This window comes from Achromobacter pestifer (assembly GCF_013267355.1).
GTDB lineage: Bacteria > Pseudomonadota > Gammaproteobacteria > Burkholderiales > Burkholderiaceae_B > Achromobacter > Achromobacter pestifer_A.
Window position 1 is genome coordinate 4,982,475 of the sequence record NZ_CP053985.1, and the last position, 25,278, is coordinate 5,007,752.

The following is a 25,278-nucleotide window of genomic DNA, read 5'->3' on the forward strand; positions in this document are numbered from 1 at the left end:
ACGCGGCAGCATGACCGTCGCCGTCGTCTTCGCGGTGCTGGTCGGGGTGGTGCTGCTGGGCGTGCTGCAGCTCGGCTACGGCTTCTACATGAAGCGCGAAATGCAGAAGGCGGCGGACCTGGCGGCGCTGTCCGCGGTGCAGGTCCTGAGCCAGGGCGCAAGCGCCGATTGCACCCGGGCCGCCGCCGCTGGCCGGGCCTCCGGCCTGGCCAATGTGCCGAACATCCTGGACGCCTTCACGGCGGCCGATTTCACGGTGGAATGCAAGGTGTGGGACCCGACGCGGTCCGACGCCACCGGCATGCACGTCTTCGACGCGGTGGGCGGGCAGGCGTACAACGCAGTGCGGGTCACCGTCAGCAAGCAACTGGCCAATCTCATACCCGGCGTGGGTGGCCTCAAGGCCTCGGTCGCGGCGGTGGCCACCAACACGCAGCCCGTGGCGACCTTCACGGTGGGATCGCGGCTGTTGCGGCTGGAACGCGGCGGCCTGCTGTCGCAGCTGCTGGCCACGGTGGGCGCCTCGCCCTCGCAACTGGACGTGCTGGATGCCGCGGGGCTGGCCAATGTCGGAATTACGCCGGCCGGCCTGCTGGAGGCGCTGGGCCTGCCGCTGTCGGTGGCGGCCGGGGTGGGTACGCCCCAGCAACTGGCGGCGGTCAACAATCTGACGCTCGGCCAGTTGCTCAACGCCACGTTGACCGTCATCAACCAGCAAGGCACCGCGGGCGCCGACGTGGGGCTGTTGAAGAACGCCATCAACACGGTCCTGGCCGTGATGCCGTTGAACCTGCCCGTGAAACTGTTCGGCGACGGCGGCGTGCTGAACCTGAATGTGCTGGGCGGTGATCCCAGTGCCGCCTTGCAGGCCCAGGTCAACGCGCTCAACATCCTGCAAACCGGCCTGGCCATCGCCAACGGCAGCAACCTGATCAATCTGGGGCTGAGCGTGCCGCTCCTGGGCCTGGATGCGCGAGTGCGCATCGTCGAGCCGCCTTCCGTGGGCGTGGGCGGCGTGGGCGCGCAGGCCATCAGCGCCGGCATACGCGTCTATCTGCGCGTCAACACCAGCAACATTCCGCTGGTCGGGCCCTTGCTGGCCAACACCTTGAACACCGCGGTGGACCTGCCCATCATCATCGACGTGGCGCAATCCACGGGCACGGTGCGCAAGCTATGCGAGGCCCCGCTGGCCGAGAATCAGGCGACGATCGACGTGACCTCGGCCGCGGCCAGCGTCTGCCTGGGACGCTTCCCCGGCATGGCGTCGGCCACCGACCCGAGCGCCGCGAATTTTCAGTCGCTCACGAACCGCTGCGAACCCAGCGCATTCGGATCCGTGGGCCGGCATCAGGTCTTGAATGTACTGGGCATATTGCCGCTGACTGCCCGGGTCACGCTGCCGGTGTTCAGTTCCTCGGCGCCCGTGTCGGTGACCCTTACCGCGCCGCCATCGCCCAACGCCACCGCCACCGTCAATGCCACCAACGTGGACCTGTCCAAGCTGGCGTCCAACCTGACTGACGCGCTGATCGGGGGCATTCTGGGGGACCTGTTCAACACTGGCACGCCGCTGACCGAAACGCAGCGCACCGAGCTGGCGACCCGGTTGGTGGGCGGAGACAAGAACAACGCCGGCAAGACTATCTCCAAAGTCGTCAATGACATGCAGTGGTCGAAAACCGCGATGGATCAGCTTGGCACGCGCCTGACCACGGGCGGCCTGACGGGCGTATTGGGCGGCACGCTGCAATTGGTTGGCGGCATCCTGAACTCGCTCCTGCTGGCCCCGCTCAGCGATGTGACCTGCGCGCTGGCGTTGGTGCCGGACGCGATCCGGCAGTGCCGCGTCAACGCCGTCGGCGCGCTGGCCTTGAACGGCAGCGGGCAGGTGGGCGGCGTGCTGTCGGTCGTCATGGTGTTGCTGGATCCCTTGCTCAGTTCGCTGTCCGTGGTGCTGCAACAGCTGCTCAACGCGCTGGGCCTAAGCGTGGGCCAGACCGACGTATCGCTGATTTCCGTGGATTGCGGCAAGCCCCGCCTGGTGTACTGATGATGAAGCCCCTGACCCATCTCCCTTTCCTTCCCGCATGGTCCAAGCCATGAGCCAGAATTTCGCGCGCGAAGAATTCGACGTGTACGTCTGGGAGGGCACTTCCGACATTGCCGGCCGCGCCGAGCGCTGCCTGGCGGGCATGGACGTGTCGCTGCTGCGGGCGGACGCCGGCACCGCGTTTCCGCCGCCGCGCGACCTGGCGCGGCCGGCGGTCGCCCTGGTGTCGGTATCCGTGATGGGCGACAAGCGCTTCAGCGGCTACGACTGGCTGGCGGCGCAGGGGCTGCCGGTCATCTGGGTGGCTGCGGAAGCGCGCGGACGCGATCCGCGCTATTACCCGCCGGAATACTCCTACACGCTGCCGCTGACCTTCACCACCGCGGACCTGCGCAAGCTGCTGTATGAGCTGCTGGGTACGCTGAACCAGCTCAACCGTTCCGCTCCCCGGCGCGAGCAACCGCTGATCGCCGTGTCCGCGACCATGCAGGACCTGCTGGCGGAGACGGAAATGTACGCCGACTGCCGCAGCAACGTGCTGATCCACGGCGAAACCGGCGTGGGCAAGGAACGCGTCGCGCGCCTGCTGCATGACCGCGCCGCCTGGCGCGACGGACCTTTCGTGGCGGTCAACTGCGGCGCCATCCCCGAAGGCCTGTTCGAGGCGCATTTCTTCGGCCACGCCAAAGGCGCATTCACCGGCGCGATCGGCGCGCACAAAGGGTATTTCGAGCAGGCTAGCGGCGGCACGCTGTTCCTGGACGAGATCGGCGACTTGCCGCTGTACCAGCAGGTCAAGCTGTTGCGCGTCCTGGAACAGAACACGGTGACCCGGCTGGGTTCGACCGTGGAGGTGCCGGTGGACTTCCGCCTGGTTGCCGCCACCAACAAGGATTTGCGCGTGCTGGTGGGGCAGGACGAGTTCCGCGCGGACCTGTACTACCGGCTGGCGGTCATCGAGCTGCGCATTCCCAACCTGGAGCAGCGCGGCCCGCAGGAAAAGGCCGCGATCTTCCGCGCCTTGCTAAAGCGCCAGGGCGTGGAGGACGAAGCGCCGGGGTGGCTGCTGGAGCGCGTCTCGCGCACGCGCTACGCCGGCAATGTGCGCGAGCTGTCCAATGTGGCCGAGCGCGTCGCCATCGTGCGGCGGCAGTTCCAGGCTTGGGACCCGCCGCGCATCGAACGCATTTTCGACCAGTTGAGCGAGCCGCTGCGGATGGCTGGAGCCGTCGCCGCGCGGGCCGAGCCCGCCGTGTTCACCGACGCGGAGCGCGCCGAACGCGAGCGCGTGCTGGCGGCGCTGGATGCCAATGACTGGCGGCGCCAGGATACCGCCCACACGCTGGGCATCAGCCGCAAGGTGTTGTGGGAAAAAATGCGCAAGCTGCAACTGGGGGCAGGACAGGGCGAACCCGCCGATGGCGTTGCCGAGACGATATGAACACGCAATAGGGAATGGCCCGTAGGGGGCGACAGTTCCGGGTTCGGCGCATGTAAGCGCGTCTGTCCTGGGTGAAATAAATTGCTATAGTTCCGCAACGATTTTTTTGGGGAAGGCATGAACGTCCAATTTATCCGTGGCGCCGCCCGCATGGCGCTGTTGGGCACGGCCCTGTCCGGTCTGGCCGCTTGCGCCAGCGCGCAATCCGAAGCGCCCCGGCCCACGGTTAAACAGGTCGAGGACACGCAGGCGGCATCCGCGCCGGTGACTCCCCCCGCGCCGCCGCCCGCCGCGCGCCCGGCGTCCACGCTGTCGGAGCTGCAAGGCCTGATCCAGAGCCGCCAGGTATCGGAGCTGCGCACCGCCTACAACGGCACCTACGGCGCCAGCCTGCTGTTCAAGCCGGACGACCTGACCTATTACGTCGCGCTGTTCCAGCAGAAGGATTTCTGGCGCGTGGTGAAGACCAAGTCGGACAAGCAGGCCGAAGCCACCTACCGCGCCTTCGTCGCCCAATCCGCCGAATTGGCCGAAGTGGACATCAAGCGCATCAAGATGCAGGCCGAGTACGCGCATGCCGAGAAGCTGCTGGCCAGCCGCAGCGCCGAGCTGAGCACCCTGCAGGCCGACCGCACGGTGCGCCTGCAGCAGGAAGAGCAGGTCGCTGCGCGCCAGGAGCAGTCGCGCCAGGAAGCCACGGCGCTGGCCGACCAGCAGAAGGACGTGCGTCAGCAGTTGCGCGATCTGCAACGTCAGATCGACGCCTTGCAGGCGCAGCAGACGCAAGTGGGGAACCCGGCGGCCCAGAACCGCGGCAAGTAGCCCTTGGGCATGCGGAAAAGCGGGCCTGAGGGCCCGCTTTGTCTTGGCTGGCCAGGAAAAGGCATTGCGCACGCAGGGGCTAAGCGCCCGCCGCCGGCGGTTTCTTGTATTCTGGGAGTTACACCCCATATTGATGCCATGGCACTTAAAGTTTTCGACCTCCAGTGCGAACACAGCCACATTTTCGAGGGCTGGTTCGGTTCGCACGAAGACTATGACGCGCAGCAGGCGCGTGGCCTCGTCACGTGCCCGGTCTGCGGGTCCGCCAGCATCACCAAGCGGCTGTCGGCGCCGCGCCTGAACGTCGCCCATCTGCACGCGCCGCAGACCGTCCAGCCCACGCTGCCCGCCAATGCCTCCGACGCCGACAAGATGGCGGTGTTGCAGGCGGCCGTCATGCGCCAGGTGCGCGCCTTGCTGCGCAACACCGAAAACGTCGGACCGCGTTTCGCCGAAGAGGCGCGCCGCATCCACGAAGGCGATGCCGACGACCGCCCGATCCGCGGCACGGCCACGCCCGAAGAGCGTGAATCGCTGGCCGAGGATGGCATCGACGTCATGGCAGTGCCAGATTTTCTGGACGACGAGCGCCTGCAGTAACGCCAGCGGGCCGCGGCAATAAAAAAAGCCAGACCCGTAGGTCTGGCTTTTTCTTGCCTGCTGCCGGATCAGTTGTTGACGCGGCTGCGGTATTCGTTGGTGCGGGTGTCGATTTCGATCTTGTCGCCGATGGCGCAGAACAGCGGCACGTTCAGTTCGTAGCCGGTGTTGATCTTGGCCGGCTTGGTCACCTTGCCCGAGGTATCGCCACGCACGGCGGGTTCGGTGTAGGTGATTTCGCGCACGAGCGTCGTGGGCAGTTCAACCGAAATGGCGCGGCCGTCGTAGAAGACCACTTCCACGGGCATCGCTTCTTCCAGGTAGTTCAGGGCGTCGCCCATGCTTTCGGCTTCGATTTCGTACTGGTTGTACTCTTCGTCCATGAAGACGTACATCGGGTCGCCGAAGTAGGAGTAGGTGCACTCCTTGCGGTCGAGCTGGACGACTTCGAACTTTTCGTCGGCCTTGTAGACCGATTCGCTGGCCGAGGCGGTCAACAGGTTCTTGAACTTCAGCTTCACAACAGCGGCGTTACGGCCAGACTTGTTGTATTCGGCCTTCTGGACCACGAGGGGATCCTTGCCGACCATGACCACGTTGCCGACTCGCAATTCCTGAGCGGTTTTCATCGATAAAACTCCGGGGGTGATGGGTGCACTCTCCGTGCTTGCAAAAAGCCGCCGCTGCGAAAAAAATCGGGCTTGAAGATCCGGGTCATAAGACCCCGACAGCGGCTTCGTGCACACCCCGGGAGGCGTCATAGTTGAGGCCCGACAAATACAGGGCGCTCGGAAAACTCTCTATTCTAACGTTTCTTCGCCAAGTCTGCGCAAAAATCGGCCAGATTTTCGGCAAGATCCGGCAGCGCGGCCTGGCTCGCATCCCAGGCCCGCGCGGCGGCGGCCCAGTCTCCCCATGCGGCCGGCGTCAGGGCGGCCGACAGCGCCGCGGCGCTTGCGCCCGTTTCCGGCAGGTTCCAGGCCCGGATCAGGGTCTGGGCGGTTTCCGGGGCCGGATAGCGCGCCAGCCAGGCTTCCAGTTTTTCCAGGTGCACGTTCTCGTCCTGGGGATAGATCTGCCAGACCAGCGGGCGCGCGGCCCAGGCGGCGCGGACGAAGGAATCCTCGCCGCGCACGAAATTCAGGTCGCAGCACCACAGCAGGCGGTCGAAGTCCGGCTGCGCCACGAAGGGCAGACGGGCCACCGACGGTGCGCCCGGCGCCGCGCAGGCGGCTTCCAGGCCGGGAGCCACGCCTTCGGGGGCAAGCAGCAGGCTGGGGCGCGGATCGGCCGCCAGCGCCTCGGCCAGCGCGCTTACCGGCGCCGTCGGATAGCAAAACAGGGACACGGCGCGTGCACCGTCGCGGCGGCGCAACAGCAGGTCCTGCGGCACGCCCAGCGAGCGCAGGAAGGCTTCCTGGTCCTGCGCCGATGCCTGCAGGGCGTCGCGTTCGGCCGACAGGCCCGGTTCGCGCAGCAGCCCACCGGTGGCGCGGGTGAAGCCGGGAAAGAAAAAGTGCTTGACCAGGCCGTCCGGCCGCTGCGAGGGCAGGCCGTGGCAGCTTTCCACCCAGGACTCGGCGCTCAGGTATTCCAGGTTGATCCAGGCCGGATGTGCCTGCCGCATGCTGTCCAGGAACGCTTCGGGAGGATCGCAGGCGAAAGCTTCGATCACCACGTCGCGGGCGGCGAGCGCCGGATCCGGCGAGTCGGACCAGTGCACGATGTCGATGCCGGCCAGTTGCTGGCGCGGCAGGCCGGGAGCGACACCGGGCTGGATGCGGGCAAAGCTGGCCAGGTCGTCGACCCACAGGCGCACATCCCAGCCGCGGCCGTGCGCCAAGCGGCGCGCCAGCCGCCAGCAGACGCCGATGTCGCCATAGTTGTCGACAACCCGGCAGAAGATGTCCGCTTGCATTGCCGCTTAGTGGAACTTGGCCGGCGAGGCTTCCGCGTCCTCGGGCAGTTCGGCATGCACCAGTTCGCCCAGCGGATTCGGGAAGTAGGGCGCGCCGCAGTCTTCGCAGTATTCGGGAGGCAGCACGCCCGGGATGCGGCGCACTTCGGTGACGCCGTACTCCTTGAGCAGGGCCGCGATCTCGTCGACCACGTCGGGCTGGCCTTCATCGGACGGCTGGTCTTCCTCGCGCCCGTACAGCGGCCAGACGCAGCCGTAGTAGACATCGTTGCTGCTGCGCGCCGTGAAGCCGATGCGGTATTCGTCGATGCGGCTTTCGCCGCAGCCGGCCACCACCGCCCGCAACTGGGAGGCTTCGAGGCTGACCGCGCCTTCGAGCCAACTGACCGCCGCGCGCAGCGACAGCGGGCGCACCCGCCGGTCGGCTTCGCGGTTGCTGACGTAATAGGCGTCGGGCAACAGGGCTTCGAAACCGCAGCCCGGCAACAGATTGGCCAGGGTCGGCTGGGCCTGCGCGGCCCATTGCTCCTGGCAGGCGTCGCGGCTGGCTTCGGCTTCGCCCAGCTGTTCCTGCCAGCGGAAGACCGGCTCGCCTTCGGGCACCGCGACGGCCGCCACGATATAGCGCGTGTCGGCCAGCATGTTGGCCGTCTCGGTCTCGCTGTTCAGGGCGGGCTTGGCGGTCTCGGCGCCCAGCGCCTGCGTGCCCAGGCGTTGCAGCCATTGCCAGGTTTCGGAGAAAGTGCGCGGCATCTGGTCCACGCTGACCAGCACCGGCATCAGCGCGCTGCGGGCCTTGCTGGACAGGACATGTCCGTGCAGTTGGGCCATCAGCGCCTGCTGCGCGCCGGCGGCGATCGGGCCGGTCGGGATGGCGTAGCGGGTCCAGGCGACGATGGGCGCCACGACCAGCAAAATGTCGTAGCGGGCGCCATTTTTCTCGATCTTCATCGATTCGGACAGGGTTTCGGCCTGTTCGATCAGGATCTCGTATGCGCCCACGTCGCTCTGGGCGAGGTGGTCCAGGGCCGCTTCCAGGGGAGCGTCCTGCCCCGCCTTCAGCAGCTTCGGAATCGCTTCGCCAAGCTGGTTCTCCCAGAACACGTCTTCGAGGCGGCTGCCCGAGCGGCTGAGCGCCTGGGCAAGCGCGACCAGTTTGGCGGCGTCACGGGTGAGGCGGGGAGCGGATTGGCTGCGGGATCGGGCCATAACTTCGGGGAGCGTCCAGTAAGTGTGCAACTGCGTAGTTTAACGCCCGGCGCGTACTGCGGCGCGCTGCCCCCTGCGAGGCGCCGCAGCCATTGCGGGACAGGTAGATTGATGCGAAAACAGCAACAGATAATGCCGATCAGGGTGGTTTATTGCTGATAAGAAACGACGGAAAATACAGTCATCAACTCACTATCTGGAGGCACCGCCATGCGCTGGCCTACGCTTTTCATATCCCATGGATCCCCCATGCTCGCCGTCGAGCCCGGACAGACCGGTCCGGCGCTCGCCGCCTGGAGCGCCGCGCAGGACCGCAAGCCCAAGGGCATCCTGGTCGTGTCGCCGCACTGGATGGGCGAGGGCCTGGCGCTGTCGACCCGCGACCGCCAGGTCGCCTGGCACGATTTCGGCGGTTTTCCGCCGGAACTCTATCAATTGCAGTACGCGGCTCCCGGTTCGCCGGAGCTGGCGGCGCGGGTGCAGGCGCTGCTGGCCGACTCGGGCATCGTCGCCGACCTCGATCCCCGCCGCCCGCTGGACCATGGCGCCTGGGTGCCGCTGCGCTACCTCTATCCGGAAGCGGACGTGCCGGTGGTGCAGCTGTCGCTGGACATGGGCCGCGACGCGGCCGGGCAGCTGGAACTGGGCCGCGCGCTGGCCCGGCTGCGGGACGAGGACATCCTGGTCATCGGCTCGGGTTCGCTGACGCACAACCTGCGCCACGTGCGCATGCCGCAGGACGCGCCCGCGCTGCCCTACGTGCCGGCTTTCCAGCAGTGGTACGCGGACAAGCTGGGCGGCCATGACCTGCCGGCCCTGCTGGACTGGCAGGCGCAGGCGCCGGGCGCATCGCAGGCCCATCCGCACGACGACCACCTGATGCCGCTGTACGTGGCGCTGGGCGCGGGCGGAACCGGCTTTCGGCGCCTGAATGATGAAGTCTTGTATGGCGCGCTGGCGATGGATGCCTACGAGTTCGCGGACTGATCCGAAGCGCGCGGCCGCGGCGTCCGCGCAGGCGCCATGAAAATGGCCCGGGAACCGTGAGGTTCCCGGGCCATTGTCTGGTCTGATCAGGAGATCAGGCAGCCAGCAGCTGGCGCAGCACGAAGGGCAGGATGCCGCCGTGCTGGTAGTAGTCCACCTCGATCGGGGTGTCGATGCGCAGCAGCACCGTGACGTCCTGCTTGGAACCGTCCTTGCGGGTGATCGTCAGCGTCACGTCCTGCATCGGCTTGATGCCATTTTCCAGGCCCGAGATGTCGTAGGTTTCCTCGCCGGTGATGCCCAGCGACTGCACGCTGTCCGAGCCCTTGAACTGCAGGGGCAGCACGCCCATGCCGACCAGGTTGCTGCGGTGGATGCGCTCGAAGCTGCGGGTGACCACGGCCTTCACGCCCAGCAGCTGGGTACCCTTGGCCGCCCAGTCGCGCGACGAGCCGGTGCCGTACTCTTCGCCGCCGAACACCACGGTGGGGGTGCCCGCGCCGACGTACTTCATGGCCGCGTCATAGATGGACATCTGTTCGCCGGTGGGCTGGAACAGGGTGTCGCCGCCTTCGAAGCGGCTGCCGTCCGGCAGCGCCGGAATCATGAGGTTCTTGATGCGTACGTTGGCGAAGGTGCCGCGCATCATGATCTCGTGGTTGCCGCGGCGCGAACCGTAGCTGTTGAAGTCGGCCTTCATGACGCCGTTTTCCTTCAGCCACTTGCCCGCGGGCGAGGTTTCCTTGATGGAGCCGGCCGGCGAGATGTGGTCGGTGGTGACCGAGTCGCCGAACACACCCAGCGCGCGGGCGTTCTTGACGGTCGGCATCGCGCCCGGCGTCATGCCGAAGCCCTCGAAGAAGGGCGGTTCGGCGATGTAGGTGGAGTCAGGCCAGTTGTAGGTGTCGCCGGTGACGCCCTTGATGTTCTCCCAGAGCTTGCCCGGGTTGCTCTTGACCTGGCCGTAGTTGGCCTCGAAAGCCTTGGGATCCAGGGCGTACTTCAGCAGCGACTCGACTTCCTCGGTGGTCGGCCAGATGTCGCCCAGCCACACGTCGCCGTTCTTGCCGCGGCCCACGGGCTCGGTCATCAGGTCGCGCGTGACCGTGCCGGCCAGCGCATAGGCCACGACCAGCGGGGGCGAGGCCAGGAAGTTGGCCTTGATGTTCGGGTGGATGCGGGCTTCGAAGTTGCGGTTGCCCGAGAGCACGGCCGAGCAGATCAGGTCGTTGCCGGTGATGGCGTCGTTCAGGTCCGGGGTCAGGTCGCCGGCGTTGCCGATGCAGGTCGTGCAGCCGTAGGCGGCCACGTCGAAGCCCAGCTTTTCCAGGTAGGGCAGCAGGCCCGTCTTGGTCAGGTACTCGGTGACCACGCGCGATCCGGGGGCCAGCGAGGTCTTGATGTGCTTGGGCACCGTCATGCCCGCTTCCACGGCCTTCTTGGCCAGCAGGCCGGCCGCCAGCAGCACGCTGGGGTTGGACGTGTTGGTGCAGGACGTGATGGCGGCGATCAGGATGTCGCCGTTCTTGACCTTGGTGCCGGCGCTGGTGGTGAACGTCTGGTCCAGCTTTTCGGCCGGCTGGTTGAAGCCGTTGGCGGCCACCGGCTTGGAGTACAGGTCGATGAAGGTGTCCTTGACGTTGCCGATCTCGATGCGATCCTGCGGACGCTTCGGGCCCGCCAGCGACGGCGCGACGGTGGACAGGTCCAGCGTCAGCAGCTTGGTGAAATTGATGTCCTTTGCCTTGGGCACGCCAAACATCTTCTGCGCCTTGAAATAGGCTTCGAAGGCGGCAATTTCGTCTTCCGTGCGGCCGGTGCCGCGGAAGTAGTCGATGGTGCGCTCGTCGACCGGGAAGAAGCCCATGGTGGCGCCGTATTCCGGCGCCATGTTGCCGATGGTGGCGCGTTCGGCCACGGACAGGCTGGCGGTGCCTGCGCCGCAGAATTCGACGAACTTGCCCACCACCTTCTCGCGGCGCAGCATTTCAGTGATGGTCAACACCAGGTCGGTGGCGGTGACGCCGCCGCGCAGCTTGCCCTTGAGTTCCACGCCCACCACGTCGGGGGTCAGGAAGTACACGGGCTGGCCCAGCATGCCGGCCTCGGCTTCGATGCCGCCCACGCCCCAGCCCACCACGCCGATGCCGTTGATCATGGTGGTGTGGCTGTCGGTGCCCACCAGCGAGTCCGGGTAGTAGACGTTGTTCTTCTTGTCCTGGTGCACGCCGCGCGCCAGATACTCCAGGTTGACCTGGTGGACGATGCCGAAGCCCGGGGGCACGACGCCGAAGGTGTCGAACGCCTGCATGCCCCACTTCATGAACTGGTAGCGTTCCTGGTTGCGCTTGAACTCCAGCTTCATGTTCAGGTCCAGCGCATTCTTGGTGCCGAAGTAGTCGATCATGACCGAGTGGTCCACCACCAGGTCCACTGGCACCAGCGGCTCGATGCTCTTGGGGCTCTTGCCCATCTTGTCGGCCACCGAGCGCATGGCGGCGATGTCGGCCAGCAGCGGCACGCCGGTGAAGTCCTGCAGCACCACGCGGGCGACGACGAAGGGAATTTCGTCTTCGCGGCGGGCATTGGCCTGCCAGTTGGCCAGTTGCCTGACGTGCTCTTCGGTGACCTTCTTGCCGTCGCAGTTGCGCAGCACGGATTCCAGCACGATGCGGATCGAAACCGGGAGCCGCTGCACGTCGATGCCGAGGGACTTGCCCAGCGCCGGCAGCGAATAGTACTGACAGGATTTATTGCCGATCTTGAAATTCTTGAGGGTGTCTAGGGTGTTGTGCGGCATGATGGACTCCGTGGTTTTGCCCGGTTGAAGCCGGCATTTTCTGGCGTTTTTGCGCATTTGTCATTCTATGTGAGACTGGCGCCTGCGCGGCCGTATGTCTTATATCTTATATAAGACTTGGCTGGGCCGTCAAAGTTCCCCTACTGCAATCAGGGGCGGCGGCCTTTGGCCTTACCCGATACTCTGGCCGAGGCGTGCGCGGGTCGCAAGCCTCTTTTATCAAGAAAGTCCTACGCGGATGTTGCGGCGCTACTAGGGAGCGCGGGTCTACGCAAGGAATTCGCGCAGCAGCACGGTCAGTTCGGTACGCAGGAAATCGACCACCGCGCGCTGTGCCGTCGAGGGGTAGGGGTTGGACGTGGTCAGGATGAACAGCTTGTCGCCCGGGCCCATGGCCTGGTAGGCCGGCAGCACCGGCGTCAATCGTCCCGCGGCGAGGTCCCCATGCACCACATAGGCCGGCAGCAGCGCCACGCCCGCGCCGGCGCGGGCAGCTTGCGCCAGGAACGGGAAATACTCCGACTGCAGCCGCGGCGCGAGCTTGGCCTCATGCAGCTGGTCCTTGCGGCGCAGCCGCAGCGTGACCTGGGGCCTGGGGTCGGGCGGGCCAAGAAAGTGCAGGCGGCCGAGGTCGCGCGGATGGGCCGGCGGGCCGAACAGCTCCAGATAGGAAGGCGCCGCGCACAGCACCCATTTCACGTCGCCCAGCGCGCGTGCCACGTAATCCTGCGGCGGGGTGGTCATCACCCGCAGCGCCACGTCGATTTCCGACGAAATCAGGTCGCTTACCCGGTTGGAAAACAGCACGCGCAGGGTCAGCGCCGGATGCCGCAAGGTGAAGTTCACCAGCAGCGGGCGCAACTGGTCCAGTTCTCCCAGCCCGGTGGGGATGCTCAGCCGGACGTGGCCGGCGGGCTCCGAGCCGAGCTTTTGCAAGGCGTGGCGGGCGGATTCGACCTCGCGCGCCATGCGCGCGCCGTGCTCGTACAGCACCGAGCCTTGCTGCGTCAGCTCCAGCCGCCGGGTGCTGCGGCGGATGAGCTGGGCGCCGAAGGCGCGTTCCAGCTTCTGCAGGTTGCGGCTGACGTGCGATCGGGTCACGCCGTGGCGCACCGCCGCTTCGCTCAAGGTGCCGGCGTCGACGATGGTGACGAACAGCTGTATCAGATTGAGGTCGAGCGCGGGCAGGGCGGGCATGCGCGGTCTTATTGTTGACTGTAAGGAAACATAGTTTACGCAAAGTGCGGGATTGTCGCGGCGTGGCGCGGATTGATATTCTGGACTCCACCAAACAGGAGACCAGGCCATGCCCCAAAAACAGCCCGGCGGGACGATCCCGCAAACCATGTTCCGCGCCGATCTGTTCCGCGGCGAGCGCGTCCTTGTCACCGGGGGCGGCACCGGCCTGGGCTATGCCATGGCCGAGCGGCTGGCGTCGCTGGGCGCTACGCTGCACTTGTGGGGACGCCGCGCCGGGGTGCTCGAAGAAGCCGCCGCGAGCCTGCGCGAGCGCTACGGCGCGGAGGTCCACGTCCAGGCGGTCGATATCCGCGATGCCGAGGCCGTGGACGCCGCGGTCGACGCCATCTGGACCGGGCATGGCGCGCTGACCGGCCTGATCAACAACGCCGCGGGCAACTTCATCAGCCCTACCGAAAAGCTCTCGCCGCGCGGCTTCAACGCCATCGCCGACACGGTGTTCCGCGGCACCTTCTATACGACCCAGGCCGTCGGCAAGCGCTGGATCGCGCAGGGCACGGGCGGGGCGGTGCTGTCCATCGTGGTGACCTGGGTCTGGACCGGTTCGCCCTTCGTGGTCCCTTCGGCCATGTCCAAGGCCGGCATAGACGCCATGACCAAGTCGCTGGCCATCGAATGGGGCCGCCATGGCATCCGCCTGAACGCCATCGCGCCGGGCGTGATCCCGACCGAAGGGGCCAGCGCGCGGCTGCGGCCGAAGGACACGGGCGCCGACGCCCAGACGCAGCAGAACCCGATGCGGCGGTTGGGCACCGGCCACGACATCGGCGAGCTGGCGGCCTTCCTGCTGAGTCCGGGCTACGACTGGATCAACGGCCAGACCATCGCGTTGGACGGCGGCGACTATCTGGCCAACGGCGCCTACTTCAAGCAGTACGCCGAATGGAGCGACGCGGACTGGGCCGCCGCGCGCCAGGCCATCGAAACGCGCACCGCGCAGGACAAGGCGCAGCGCAGCACGGGGGCGGCATGACGGGCAGCACGATCCACGCGGGCGGCGAGCGCTTGCCGGGCGCGGCGCTGGCCGCGCGCGGCGAACAGGTCGCCGCCGGCCTGGCGGCGATGGGCGTGCGGGAAGGCGACGTGATCGCCGTGCTATTGCGCAACGGCCTGCCTTATCTGGAGCTCATCCTGGCCTGCAAGCGGTTGGGCTGCTACTACTGCCCGATCAATTGGCACTTCACTGGCGCCGAAGTGGCGTTCCTGGTCGCAGACAGCGGCGCTCGCCTGCTGATCGCCCATGCCGACCTGTGGCTGCCGCTGCGCGATGCGCTACCGGCCGGCCTGCCCGTGCTGTTGGCCGGCGCCAGCGCGGCGCAGTCCGGGCAGGCGGATTACGACGCCTGGCGCGACCGCCAGCAGCCCTATGACGGTCCGCGCGTGGCGCCGCGCGGCCACATGGCCTATACCTCCGGCACCACCGGCCAGCCCAAGGGCGTGGTGCGCGCGCCGTTCCCGCTGGAACACCTGGCGCGCCACCTGCAACAGGTCGAAGCGGTGGTGGAGGCGGCCTACGGCCTGCGCCCGGGATCGCGCGCCTTGCTGCCTGCGCCGATCTACCACAGCGCGCCCAGCGTATACGCGCAGGTGGCCCTGCGGGTCTGCGAGACCTTTGTGCTGACCGACAGGTTCGACCCGGTGGAGGTCCTGCGCCTGATCGAGGCGCACCGCATCGATACGGTCTATCTGGTGCCCATCATGTATGTGCGCCTCTTGAAGCTGGACGCCGCCACGCGCGCCGCGCATGACCTGTCGTCGCTGCGCTTCGTGGCTTCGACGGGCGCACCCTGCGCGCCGGAAATCAAGCGCGCCATGATCGATTGGCTGGGCCCCGTCATCCACGAAACCTATGCATCGAGCGAGGCGGGCATGGTCACGGTCATCGATTCGCACGAAGCGCTCGCCCGCCCCGGCAGCGCCGGCCGGCCCATCGGCGGCGCGCAGGTCAGGATCCATGCCGAAGACGGGTCCCTCTGCGCGGCGGGCCAGGTCGGGCGGATCCACGTGCGCCAGCCGGCCTACGCGGACTTCACCTATCGCAACAACCCGCAGGCCCGCGCCGACGTGGAGAAGGACGGACTCATCGGCCTGGGCGACCTGGGCTATCTGGACGCCGACGGCTATCTCTACGTGTGCGACCGCGAATCGGACCTGGTGATCTCGGGCGGCGTGAACATCTATCCCGCCGAGGTCGAACACCAGCTGATGCAGTATCCGGGCGTGGCGGATTGCGCGGTGTTCGGCGTGCCCGACGACGAATACGGAGAGCGGCTGATGGCGCTGGTGCAGCCCGTGGCCGGCGCCTCGCCCGAACCCGAGGCGCTGACGCAATGGCTGGCGCAACGGATTGCGCGCTACAAGGTGCCGCGCGAACTGCAACTGCGCGCGGAACTGCCGCGCGACGACAACGGCAAGATCGCCAAGCGCAGGCTGCGCGCCGAATTCTGGGCGGGCCGGCAGCGCCAGGTATAGCAGGGCGGCGCATCGCCGCGATAACAAGATTGACAACACAGCTCGGGAGACAAGCATGGCATCTAGACTGAATCACAGGCTGCGCCGCATCGCGGCCGCGGCGATCTTCGCGCTTGCGGGGCCGTCAGCGGCGTTGGCGGCATACCCGGAAAAGCCCATCAAGCTAGTCGTGCCCTACACGCCGGGCGGCGCGGCCGACCAACTGTCGCGGGTCTTGGCCGAAGGCCTTGCGCGCGACCTGGGGCAACCCGTCTTGGTGGAGAACAAGCCCGGCGCCAACACCATGGTCGCCGCCACCTATGTGGCCCGCGCAGCGCCCGACGGCTACACGGTCTTTCTGTCCAGCAACGCCAGCATGGTGCTCAATCCCATGCTTTACCAGCGCATTGCCTACGACGCCGCGCGCGACTTCCAGCCGCTGACCATCGTCGCCGAACTGCCGCTGGTGCTGGTGGCAAGCAACGCCGTGCCCGCCACCAATCTGGCCGAGTTCGTCGCCTACGCCAAGGCGCGGCCGGGTAAGCTCAACTATGCTTCCGTGGGCATCGGCAGCCCGCTGCAGCTGGCGATCGAACTGCTGAAATCGCGCACCGGCATGGACCTGACGCACGTTCCCTATAACGGCAGCGCACCGGCGCTCACGTCGCTGATGGGCAACGATACGCAGTTGATGGCGGATGTGGTCAGCACCTCGCTGCCGCTGGTGCGGGAACACAAGCTCAAGGCGCTTGCCGTCACGACCAGCGAGCGGCTCGCTGTGCTGCCGGACGTGCCGACCGTCGCGGAAAGCGGCTTTCCGGGGTTTCGCGCCGCCACCTGGTTTGGCCTGGCCGTGCCTCGCGCCGTGCCGCAGGCCGATGCGCAGCGCTTGCAGGCGGCCATCGACAAGGTGTTGCGGGATCCGGCCTTGCGCGGCCGCTTCGAGCCGCTGGGCCTCGTGATCCAGGCGCCGCGCAGCCAGGCACAGGTCGATGCCTACCTGCAGGAAGACCGCCAGCGTTGGGGCGAGGTGATCGAGGCCAACAAGATCAAGATGGATTGACGCGAGGCTGGACACGCCTGTCCGGCCCTGCCCGAGGCGGGGCGCGGCCATCGCCGGCCGCCCGCGCCGTCAGGCCTTCTTGCCGCCGCCGCGGCGCGCCTTGCGCGTGACGTTGCGCCGCGACATCTCGGAGTCCAGGATCAGCCGGCCCTCGAGCTTGCCGTGCATGCGCTTGACCGAACGCATCGCGTCCTGCATGTGTTCGCTCATCAGGTCGCGCACCTTTTCGACGTCGCGCTCGCGCGCCGCCGCCAGGATATTGCGGTGGAAACCCGTGTTGGCGCTGCCGAAGCGCTGCTGTTCGGACAAGGGCATTTCGTTGTCGAACACGGTCAGCTGCCGGATCATTTCGTTGGTCATCTCGCAGCTGAACCGCAGGAACGGATTGGGGCAGGCGGCCGCGAAGATGTCGTGGAAATTGATCTCTTCCTGGCGCTGGGCCAGCGGGTCGTCGACATGCTCGGCCGACGGATCGCAGCAGGCGATGTTCTCCTCCAGCGCGGCGAAATGCGCCTCCGTCAGGAAGGGCACGGCGCTGGCCGCAAGCTCGGGCTCCAGCAGCTTGCGCACCTGGTAGATGTCCTCGATCCGAACTTCCTTGAAGAACAGGTAGTTCTGCATCAGCTGGAAGGTACGGTCCAGCGGCACCTCGACCACGGTGCCGCCGCCGCCCGGCCCGGTGCTGACCTTCACCAGCCCCTGCACCTCCAGCGACTTGAGCGCTTCGCGCATGGTGCTCTTGCTGACCGAGAACATGCTTTGCAGCTCGCTCTCGCGCGGCAGCTTGTCGCCCGGCAACAGGTTCTTGGCCGTGATCAGCCGCTTGATCTCCTCGGCGACCAGGTCGCTGCGCTTGGGCGGACTCGACGCGCCCGCGGCTAGTAGGTCGTGACTATTGAACGCCATTGCGTTCCTCCGTTGCTGCATGGTGTGCGCGGGGCAGGGCCCGGGCTGTTTTGCGCGGACCCCGGGTTATACCTGATGCGCCTTCTATTGACAGATCCGGCTCGCCAAACTGATCATGATAATAATCCTATTTATCATGATAAATAGGATGGTAGTCGCAGTATAGGCATGAGGCCAGGACTTGCGAGTACGCCCACGCGCGGCGGCAGCCCTGGCTCGGGAGCTTGGAGCAGACAGAGTCGGAATGGGGACGCGCATGGTGCGCGCTCGACATCGTCAATATGCCGCGGCAGCGCCAGCGGCAGCCAGGGAGAACCATCTTGAATCGCCGCAACCTGCTGAAAATGGCCGCGCTTGGCGCTGTGCCCGGATCACTATGGGCCGCCCGGTCCGCGCTGGCGCAAGCCGATGCGATCCAGTTCGGGTGTCCAGTGCCCATGTCGGGCGCCTTTGCCGCCAACGGCAAATACGCCGACCTGGGCATGAAACTGGCGCTGGAGCAGTATGGCCGCGCGCTCGACCGGCCGCTGGGCTATACCGTGCTGGACACCGAGGGCAAGCCGGCCACGGCGGTGCGCAAGGTGCAGGAAATCTCGCAGCAGAAGGGCGTCAAGTTCTTCGCCGGCGGCATCCTGTCGTCTGAAGCGCTGGCCATGGGCAAGGAAGTTGAACGCGCCGGCGGCGTCTTCATCACCACCGCGGGCGCGGACGAAATCACCGGCAAGGATTGCAACCGGGCGACCTTCCGCTGGTCGGTGCCCACCTTCGGCGCCATCGAACAGACCGTGCGCCCCTTGCTGGAAAAACTGCCCAACGCCAAGCGCTGGTACACCATCACGCCGCAATACGTGTTCGGCGACGGCCTGCTCAGCGCGGCCAAGGCGATCTTCAAGGAAAAGGGCATCGAGCATGTGGGCAATAGCTACCACTCGCTGACCGAGAAGGAGTTCAGCGGCTACCTCACCAACGCCATGGCCGCCAAGCCGGACGTGCTGCTGATCCTGAACTTCGGTTCGCAATCGTCGGATACGCTGCGCCAAGCCGTCAGCTTCGGCATGAAGCAGAACTGCACCATCCTGGTGGCCTGGGCCTCGGGCCTGGAGCAATTCGAGGGCCTGGGCGCGGATCTGTGCGAAGGCGTGTATTTCGGCGCGCAGTACTGGCACGGCATCGACTCGCCGCTGAACAAGGAACTGGTGCAGCTGTCCCGCGACAAGACGCGCGCCAATCCGAACTACAGCCTGGCGGGCTCCTACATCTGCACCCGCATCATGCTGGACGCCATCGCCCGGGCCGGCAGCGCCGACCCGGCCAAGGTGATCGCCGTCATGGAGGGCATGGCCTACGAAGGCCTGACGGGCAAGGAGGAAATCCGCAAGGAAGACCACCAGGTCCTGAAGAACTACTACCTGCTCAAGGGCCGCGCCAAGAAGGACATGAAGGACAAGGACGACTATGCCGAGATCGTGCATAGCGGCCGCTCCTTCCTGCCGCCCGGGGAAACCGGCTGCAAGCTGTAGCGCGATCCTGAGGCGGGCTGCCGCGGGCGCCACGTCCGCGGCGGCCGCGCGCCCCGCGGCCTTTCGTTTCCTCCACCGGGCATTCCAATGAACGTCTATCTCCTCCAGATCATCAATGGGATCGGGGTAGGCATGCTGTACTTCCTTCTGGCAGTCGGCCTGTCCATCGTCTTCGGTCTGTTGCGCTTCGTGAACTTCGCCCATGGGGCGTTCTATCTGCTGGGCGCGTACTTCTGTTTCCAGGCCATCCAGTGGGGCCTTAATTTCTGGCTGGCGCTGGCCATCGTGCCGCTGCTGGTGGGAGCCGCCGCCTGGGTCGTCGAGAAGGTCCTGCTGCGCCATGTCTACGCGCAGGCGCACGAGTTCCACATCCTGATCACGGTAGGCCTGGCGCTGGTGCTGCAGGAGCTGGTCATCGTGATCTGGGGGCCGATAGGCGACAACGTCGCCGCGCCGTCCGCCCTGCAGGGGGTGGTCATGTGGGGCAGCTTTATCTATCCCAAGTACCGCCTGTTCGTGATCGGCTTCACCGCGGTCTTCTCGCTGCTGCTCTGGTACGTGCTGGAAGGCACGCGGCTGGGCAGCGCGGTGCGCGCGGGCAGCGAATCCACCGAGATGGTGTCCATGCTGGGCATCAACGTGTTCCGCATGTTCAGCCTGGTGTTCGCGCTGGGCGCGGCGACCGCGGCCTTGGCGGGCGTGCTGGCGGCGCCCATACGCGGTGTCGAGCCCTTCATGGGCATCGAGGCCCTGGGCATCGCCTTCGTCATCGTGGTGGTGGGAGGCATGGGCAGCTTCTTCGGCGCGCTGGTCGGCGGCCTGCTGATCGGCGTGGTGCAGAGCGTGATGAGCACGCTGTGGCCGGAAGGCGCGCGGCTGATGATCTATGTGGCGATGGCGGCGGTGCTGCTGCTGCGTCCGCACGGCCTGATGGGGAGAGGATGATGACGCGCTTGAAATCTCATGCCCAATTGCTGCTGGCGCTGGCCGTGGTGTTGCTGCTGCCGCTGTGCATGCAGTCGGGGTCGCTGGCCTCGGAAGTGTTGATCTACGCGCTGGCGGTGCTGGGCTGCAACCTGCTGCTGGGATTCACCGGCCTGCTGTCGTTCGGCCAGGGCATCTTCTTCGGCCTGGGCAGCTATGCCGTCGGCCTCCTGCTGACGCGCACCGGCCTGCCCATGCCGCTGGCGCTGCTGGCCGCGATGGCGGTGGGCGCGCTGGGGGCCACCTTGGTGGGCTGGTTCGCGATCCGCCAGCGCGGCACCTACTTCGTGATGCTGACGCTGGCTTTCGCGCAGATGTTCTACTTCCTGGCGTACAGCCTGCCCGACCTGACCGGGGGCGACAACGGCCTGCTGGATGTCCCGCGTCCGCCGCTGTCGGTGGCGGGCGTGGAGCTCTTGCCGCTGGCGTCGCCCTGGCAGTTCTACACGTTCGTGGCGGTGTGCTTCCTGGCGATATTCTGGCTGCTGCAGCGCGTGACCAACTCGGTGTTCGGCCGCACCTTGCTCGCGATCCGCGACAACGAGGCGCGCGCCATGGCGGTGGGCTACAACGTGCGCCTGTTCAAGTTGTCGGCTTTCGCCATTTCCGGGGCCGTGACGGCGCTGGCCGGCGCCTTCCTCGCCATGATGACCGGCATTGCGCCGCTGTCCAGCATCGAATACCACAGCAGCGAAATGATTCTGGTCATGACGGTCATAGGCGGCACCGGCAATCTGTTCGCCTCGGTGCTGGGCGCTGCGTTCTATGTGCTGTTCGCGGACTGGCTTTCCACCTTGTGGCCGCGCTGGCTGATGCTGCTGGGATTCTTGCTGATCGCGGTCAGCCTGTTCATGCAGAAGGGCTTGTGGGGGCTGGGAGTACGCATCTGGCTGGCGCTGCGGCGCAAGCCTGCCGTCGCGGAATCGGCCGCCAAGGAGAGCCGCGCATGAGCCAGGAAAATCTCGTGCCGCTGCTGAAAGCCAGCGGCATCGTCAAGCGCTTTGGCAAGTTCGTGGCCCTGCATGGCGTTGATCTGCAGGTGCGGCCGCGCACCGTGCATTCCGTGATCGGCCCCAACGGCGCAGGCAAGACCACGCTGTTCCACATCCTGACGGGCACGCTGCGCACCAGCGAGGGCAGCATCGTGTTCGACGGCAAGGACGTGACGCAGGAGGCCGACTACCAGCGCGTGCAGCGCGGCATCGCGCGCTCCTTCCAGGTCACCAGCCTGTTCGCCAACCTGTCGGTGCGGGAAAACCTGCGGTTGGCGGCGCAGGGCGCGCATCGCGCCGGCGCGTTCGACTGCTGGCATCCTCCAACAGGTCAGCGATCTCAGCGCGAAGTTGTCGACGCAGCGCTGGAACGCCTGGGGTTGGCACGATTTTCCGAGGTCGCGGCGGGCGCGTTGTCGCACGGCCAGCAGCGGCGCCTGGAAGTGGGCATGGCGCTGGCGGCCAGGCCGCGCGCCATCTTCCTGGACGAGCCCACCTCAGGCATGGGGGTGGACGACCTGGAGGAAATGAAGCGTCTGATCCGCAGCCTGCGCGACGACCACACGGTGGTGCTGATCGAGCACAACATGAACATCGTGATGGACATCTCCGACACGATCACGGTGATGCAGCAGGGCCGTGTGCTGGTCGAAGGCACGCCCCAGGCGATCCGCAGCGACGAGCGGGTGCGCGCCGCGTACCTGGGTAATATGATCACGGGAGGCCGGGCATGATGCTGCATGTCGACGCCATACACAGCTACTACGGCAAGAGCCATATCCTGCAAGGCGTGTCGCTGGAGCTGCCGCAAGGCGAGGTGGTCACGCTGCTCGGCCGCAACGGCGCGGGCAAGTCCACCACGCTCAAGACCATCGCCGGCGTGATCGCGCCCAAGGGCGGCGCGGTGCGCTACGGCGGACGCGACATCGCCGGACTGCCGGCGCACAAGATCGCGTCCATGGGGATCTGCCTGGTGCCCGAGCACCGCGGCATCTTCAAGCTGCTGACGGTCGAGGAAAACCTGAAGCTGGGCTTGAGCCGCGACTCCCCTTGGCAGCTGGACGACATCTACGGCATCTTTCCCCGCCTGAAGGAGCGCCGCAAGAACGGCGGCGGCCAGTTGTCGGGCGGCGAACAGCAGATGCTGGCCATCGGACGCGCGCTCATGAACCATCCGCGCGTGCTGATGCTGGACGAGCCGGTCGAAGGCCTGGCGCCGGTGATCGTCGAGGAGATCGTGGCGCAGATCAAGTCCATCAAGCAAGCCGGCGTCACCATCCTGCTGGTGGAGCAGAACCTGGAAGTCTGCACCCAGCTGGCCGACCGCCATTTCATCATCGAACAGGGATCCATTGTCTACGAAGGCAGCAACGCTGAATTCATGGCGGATGAAAACGTGAAGGACCGATACCTGGGCGTGGGTGTCTAGGGACGGCCTGTGCCGCGCAACGTGAAGCAAGGGAACACCATGGAAATGAACACATTGGAGGCCGTCAGCGGCATCCGCATCGACGGCAGCCGTCTTTGGAACTCGTTGATGGAGCTGGCCCGCATCGGCGCCACCGACAAGGGGGGAGTGTGCCGGCTGGCGCTGAGCGACCTGGACCGGCAGGGCCGCGACCTGGTCTGCGCCTGGGCCCGGGAGCTGGGTTGCAGCGTGCGCGTGGACGCCATCGGCAATATCTTCATGCGCCGCCCGGGCCTGCGCGATGAGCTGCCCGCCGTGATGACCGGCAGCCATATCGACACCCAGCCCACCGGCGGCAAGTTCGACGGCAACTACGGCGTGCTCGCCGGCATCGAGGTTCTGCGCACCCTGCATGAGCGCGGCATCGCCACCGAAGCGCCGCTGGAAGTGGTGGTGTGGACCAACGAAGAGGGCTCGCGCTTCGTGCCGGTGATGATGGGCTCGGGCGTGTACGCGGGCGCCTTTACGCTGGAGCATGCGCTGGCGGCGCGGGACCGCGACGGCGTCAGCGTGGACCAGGCGCTGCGCGCCATCGGCTACGCGGGTCCGGAGCCTGCCCGGCCGGGAGCCGTCGGCGCCTACTTCGAGGCGCACATCGAGCAAGGCCCCATCCTGGAGGACCGCGGCATCACCATCGGCGCGGTGCAGGGCGCCTTGGGCCAGCGCTGGTACGACGTGGTCATCACCGGCCAGGAAGCGCATGCCGGGCCCACGCCCATGGAACTGCGCCGCGACGCCTTGCTGACCGCTTCCAGGCTGGTGCTGGAGGTCAACCGGATCGCGCTGGAGCACGCGCCGCATGGCCGCGGCACGGTGGGCTGCATCGACAGCTTCCCGAACTCGCGCAACGTGATCCCGGGCCGGGTGGCGCTCACCGTGGACCTGCGCGCCGCCGATGACGCCACGCTGGACAGCATGGCCGCGGCGTTCGCCCGCGTCTGCGAGGAACTGGCCGAGCCGGGCCGCTTCCAGGTCGAAAGCAAGGAGGTGGTGTATTTCCCGCCGCAGCCCTTCGAGCCCCGGCTGGTGCAGGCGATCCGCGACGGCGCGCGCACGCTGGGCCTGGATTCGCTGGATGTGATCAGCGGCGCGGGCCACGACGCGGTCTACATGGCGCGGGTGGCGCCCACCGCCATGATCTTCGTGCCGTGCAAGGATGGCATCAGCCACAACGAGATCGAGGACGCGCAGCCCGAGCATCTGGAGGCGGGCTGCAATGTGCTGCTGCACGCCATGTTGCGCTGCTGCGGGCGTATCCAGCTTGCGGAAGGAGGCGCGCAATGAAGGCGCTGCTCGCAAGGCTGAACCATGAAACCAACACCTTCTCGCCGGTGCCCACGCCCTTGTCGGCCTTCGGCAACGGCGGTCCCGCCTACGATGCGGCGGCCTACGAAGAAAACAAGGGCAAGCGCACGGCGATGTCGGCTTTCATAGACCTGGCCGAAGCGCGCGGCGCCGAGCTGGTCACGCCGGTCTCGGCCACCGCCTATCCCAGCGGCCGGGTCGACGGCCAAGCCTATGCGGAACTCTGCGACCGCATCGTGGCCGCCGCGCCGGGTTGCGACGTCATCCTGCTGGATCTGCATGGCGCCATGGCGGTGGAGACCACCGACGACGGCGAGGGCGACCTGCTCGAACGCTTGCGCGCCGCCGCGCCCGGCGCGCCGATCGCGGTGGCGCTGGACCTGCACGGCAACGTCACGCAGAAGATGATGGACAACGCCGACGTCATCGTCAGCTTCAAGACCTATCCCCATATCGACATGTACGAAACCGGCGAGCACGCCGGCAGGCTGCTGTTCGCGGGCATTGACGGCCTGTGCAAGCCGGTCATGGCGTGGCGCCGGCTGCCGCTGGTGTCGCATTCCCTGCGCAGCAACACCGCCGAAGGGGCCATGCGCGCCGCCGTCGATGCGGCGCGCCAGGCGGAGGCCGCGGGGACGCTGGGCGTGTCGGTGCTGGCGGGCTTCGGCCTGGCCGACATCCCGCATCCCTGCGTCAGCGTGGTGGCGGTCGCCGACGGCGATCGCGCCGAGGCGGAGCGCGTGGCGGGCGAGATCGCCGCCCTGATCTGGGAGCAGCGCGACGGCTTTTTCTACGACAGCGAGCCGCTGGCTGAGTCGCTGGCGCGCGCCAAGGCCCTGACCGAGGGCGCAAGCAAGCCGGTGCTGCTGCTGGACCACGGCGACAACTGCATGAGCGGCGGCACCTGTGACACCCTGGACGTGCTGATGGCCGCGCTGGATGCCGGATTGGAAGGGATTCAGGCCGGGCTGTATTGCGACCCCGAAGCCGTCGCCGAGCTGACCCGCGCCGGCGTCGGCGCCACGGTCGAGCTGCCGGTGGGCAACAAGCGCGCCATCGATGAGATCGGCCGGGCGGCGCAGCCCGTCACGCTGCGCGGCACCGTGCGCGCGCTGAGCAACGGCGAATACGTGATCAGCGGCCCGACCTATACCGGACAACTGGCCTGCATGGGCCGCAGCGCGGTGCTGGACATAGGCGCCGCGCAACTGGTGCTGACCGAGCAGACCCACGAGCCCTGGGACCTGGGCGTGTTCCAAAGCCTGGGCCTGGATCCGTCCCGCGCCCGCTTCGTGCTGGTGAAGTCGCGCATGTACTGCCGGCCGGTGTTCGTGCCGATCTCCCAGGCGCTGGTCGAATGCGACAGCCCAGGCGTGACCAGCTCCGACTGGTCGCTGTTCGAATTCCGCAGGCGCGCGAGGCCGCTATACCCGCTGGAACCCATGGCGGCGGCAGACTACGACCCTCGCGAAGGGCGTCGATAAATTCGGCGGGAAGAG

The 25,278-nt window shown here is 66.9% G+C and carries 21 protein-coding genes; 15 read left to right on the plus strand and 6 right to left on the minus strand.

The genetic code is table 11. The features are described 5' to 3' along the window. Positions 1 to 10 precede the first annotated feature (10 nt). The 4 genes from FOC84_RS23645 to FOC84_RS23660 all read left to right on the plus strand — a co-directional run bounded on the left by FOC84_RS23645 (position 11) and on the right by FOC84_RS23660 (position 4,916). A complete protein-coding gene (locus FOC84_RS23645) occupies positions 11 to 2,053 on the plus strand; it encodes a pilus assembly protein TadG-related protein (RefSeq protein ID WP_173146590.1) in 2,043 nt (680 codons plus the stop codon). A 49-nt stretch (positions 2,054 to 2,102) separates the two neighbouring features. Continuing rightward, a complete protein-coding gene (locus tag FOC84_RS23650; protein ID WP_173146591.1) occupies positions 2,103 to 3,494 on the plus strand; it encodes a sigma 54-interacting transcriptional regulator in 1,392 nt (463 codons plus the stop codon). A gap of 117 nt (positions 3,495 to 3,611) precedes the next feature. Next, positions 3,612 to 4,316 (plus strand): DUF2968 domain-containing protein, encoded by a 705-nt coding sequence (locus FOC84_RS23655; RefSeq protein ID WP_173146592.1) that lies wholly within the window; start codon positions 3,612 to 3,614, stop codon positions 4,314 to 4,316. 138 nt (positions 4,317 to 4,454) lie between these two features. Next, positions 4,455 to 4,916: a DUF1178 family protein gene (locus FOC84_RS23660; RefSeq protein WP_173146593.1), complete on the plus strand. Its 462-nt coding sequence runs from the start codon at positions 4,455 to 4,457 to the stop codon at positions 4,914 to 4,916. Positions 4,917 to 4,984: 68 nt separating this feature from the next. On the opposite strand, the gene efp is transcribed toward FOC84_RS23660, so the two are convergent. The 3 genes from efp to FOC84_RS23675 form a co-directional block, all read right to left on the minus strand. Further along, positions 4,985 to 5,545, minus strand: coding sequence for an elongation factor P (gene efp, locus FOC84_RS23665; RefSeq protein ID WP_006225610.1), 561 nt, complete (start codon positions 5,543 to 5,545; stop codon positions 4,985 to 4,987). A 176-nt stretch (positions 5,546 to 5,721) separates the two neighbouring features. Next, the gene (gene earP, locus FOC84_RS23670; RefSeq protein WP_173146594.1) at positions 5,722 to 6,834 is read right to left on the minus strand and encodes an elongation factor P maturation arginine rhamnosyltransferase EarP; all 1,113 of its coding nucleotides are present in this window, start codon (positions 6,832 to 6,834) and stop codon (positions 5,722 to 5,724) included. Between the two features lie 6 nt (positions 6,835 to 6,840). Beyond that, positions 6,841 to 8,043, minus strand: a complete 1,203-nt coding sequence (locus tag FOC84_RS23675; protein ID WP_173146595.1) for a DUF2863 family protein — start codon at positions 8,041 to 8,043, stop codon at positions 6,841 to 6,843. Between the two features lie 210 nt (positions 8,044 to 8,253). Between FOC84_RS23675 and FOC84_RS23680 the strand changes: the two genes are divergently transcribed. Next, on the plus strand, positions 8,254 to 9,030 hold the full coding sequence (locus FOC84_RS23680) for a DODA-type extradiol aromatic ring-opening family dioxygenase (RefSeq protein ID WP_173146596.1): 777 nt from the start codon (positions 8,254 to 8,256) through the stop codon (positions 9,028 to 9,030). A gap of 94 nt (positions 9,031 to 9,124) precedes the next feature. Here the strand turns inward: FOC84_RS23680 and acnA are convergent, their stop codons facing one another. Both acnA and FOC84_RS23690 read right to left on the minus strand, forming a co-directional pair. Then, positions 9,125 to 11,830, minus strand: coding sequence for an aconitate hydratase AcnA (acnA, locus tag FOC84_RS23685; protein ID WP_173146597.1), 2,706 nt, complete (start codon positions 11,828 to 11,830; stop codon positions 9,125 to 9,127). Positions 11,831 to 12,097: 267 nt separating this feature from the next. Next, positions 12,098 to 13,027: a LysR family transcriptional regulator gene (locus FOC84_RS23690; RefSeq protein ID WP_173146598.1), complete on the minus strand. Its 930-nt coding sequence runs from the start codon at positions 13,025 to 13,027 to the stop codon at positions 12,098 to 12,100. 148 nt (positions 13,028 to 13,175) lie between these two features. Between FOC84_RS23690 and FOC84_RS23695 the strand changes: the two genes are divergently transcribed. Genes FOC84_RS23695 through FOC84_RS23705 form a run of 3 tightly spaced genes read left to right on the plus strand, consistent with a single transcriptional unit; the run spans position 13,176 to position 16,604 of the window. Beyond that, positions 13,176 to 14,063, plus strand: a complete 888-nt coding sequence (locus tag FOC84_RS23695) for an SDR family oxidoreductase (RefSeq protein ID WP_173150367.1) — start codon at positions 13,176 to 13,178, stop codon at positions 14,061 to 14,063. Next, positions 14,060 to 15,562 (plus strand): AMP-binding protein, encoded by a 1,503-nt coding sequence (locus FOC84_RS23700; protein ID WP_173146599.1) that lies wholly within the window; start codon positions 14,060 to 14,062, stop codon positions 15,560 to 15,562. Before FOC84_RS23695 ends, FOC84_RS23700 begins: the two co-directional genes overlap by 4 nt. A 55-nt stretch (positions 15,563 to 15,617) precedes the next feature. After that, positions 15,618 to 16,604 (plus strand): Bug family tripartite tricarboxylate transporter substrate binding protein, encoded by a 987-nt coding sequence (locus FOC84_RS23705; RefSeq protein WP_173146600.1) that lies wholly within the window; start codon positions 15,618 to 15,620, stop codon positions 16,602 to 16,604. 69 nt (positions 16,605 to 16,673) lie between these two features. Here FOC84_RS23705 and FOC84_RS23710 read toward each other — a convergent pair whose 3' ends face one another. Further along, on the minus strand, positions 16,674 to 17,510 hold the full coding sequence (locus FOC84_RS23710; protein ID WP_173146601.1) for a FadR/GntR family transcriptional regulator: 837 nt from the start codon (positions 17,508 to 17,510) through the stop codon (positions 16,674 to 16,676). A gap of 320 nt (positions 17,511 to 17,830) precedes the next feature. On the opposite strand from FOC84_RS23710, the gene FOC84_RS23715 reads away from it, so the two are divergent. The 7 genes from FOC84_RS23715 (at position 17,831) to FOC84_RS23745 (ending at position 25,263) form a co-directional block, all read left to right on the plus strand. Then, complete coding sequence (locus FOC84_RS23715) at positions 17,831 to 19,030, plus strand: ABC transporter substrate-binding protein (protein WP_173146602.1); 1,200 nt, start codon at positions 17,831 to 17,833, stop codon at positions 19,028 to 19,030. Positions 19,031 to 19,117: 87 nt separating this feature from the next. Next, entirely contained in the window at positions 19,118 to 19,975 is an 858-nt protein-coding gene (locus tag FOC84_RS23720; protein WP_173146603.1) for a branched-chain amino acid ABC transporter permease, read from the plus strand. Further along, positions 19,975 to 20,964, plus strand: a complete 990-nt coding sequence (locus FOC84_RS23725; protein ID WP_173146604.1) for a branched-chain amino acid ABC transporter permease — start codon at positions 19,975 to 19,977, stop codon at positions 20,962 to 20,964. Before FOC84_RS23720 ends, FOC84_RS23725 begins: the two co-directional genes overlap by 1 nt. Continuing rightward, positions 20,961 to 21,740 carry an ABC transporter ATP-binding protein gene (locus tag FOC84_RS23730; RefSeq protein WP_173146605.1) on the plus strand — a complete coding sequence of 260 codons (780 nt, stop codon included), beginning with the start codon at positions 20,961 to 20,963 and terminating at the stop codon, positions 21,738 to 21,740. Before FOC84_RS23725 ends, FOC84_RS23730 begins: the two co-directional genes overlap by 4 nt. Then, positions 21,737 to 22,435, plus strand: a complete 699-nt coding sequence (locus tag FOC84_RS23735) for an ABC transporter ATP-binding protein (protein ID WP_173146606.1) — start codon at positions 21,737 to 21,739, stop codon at positions 22,433 to 22,435. Before FOC84_RS23730 ends, FOC84_RS23735 begins: the two co-directional genes overlap by 4 nt. A gap of 39 nt (positions 22,436 to 22,474) precedes the next feature. Next, complete coding sequence (locus tag FOC84_RS23740; RefSeq protein WP_173146607.1) at positions 22,475 to 23,758, plus strand: Zn-dependent hydrolase; 1,284 nt, start codon at positions 22,475 to 22,477, stop codon at positions 23,756 to 23,758. Beyond that, positions 23,755 to 25,263 carry a M81 family metallopeptidase gene (locus tag FOC84_RS23745; protein ID WP_173146608.1) on the plus strand — a complete coding sequence of 503 codons (1,509 nt, stop codon included), beginning with the start codon at positions 23,755 to 23,757 and terminating at the stop codon, positions 25,261 to 25,263. The genes FOC84_RS23740 and FOC84_RS23745 overlap by 4 nt, the downstream gene beginning before the upstream one ends. Positions 25,264 to 25,278: the final 15 nt, after the last annotated feature.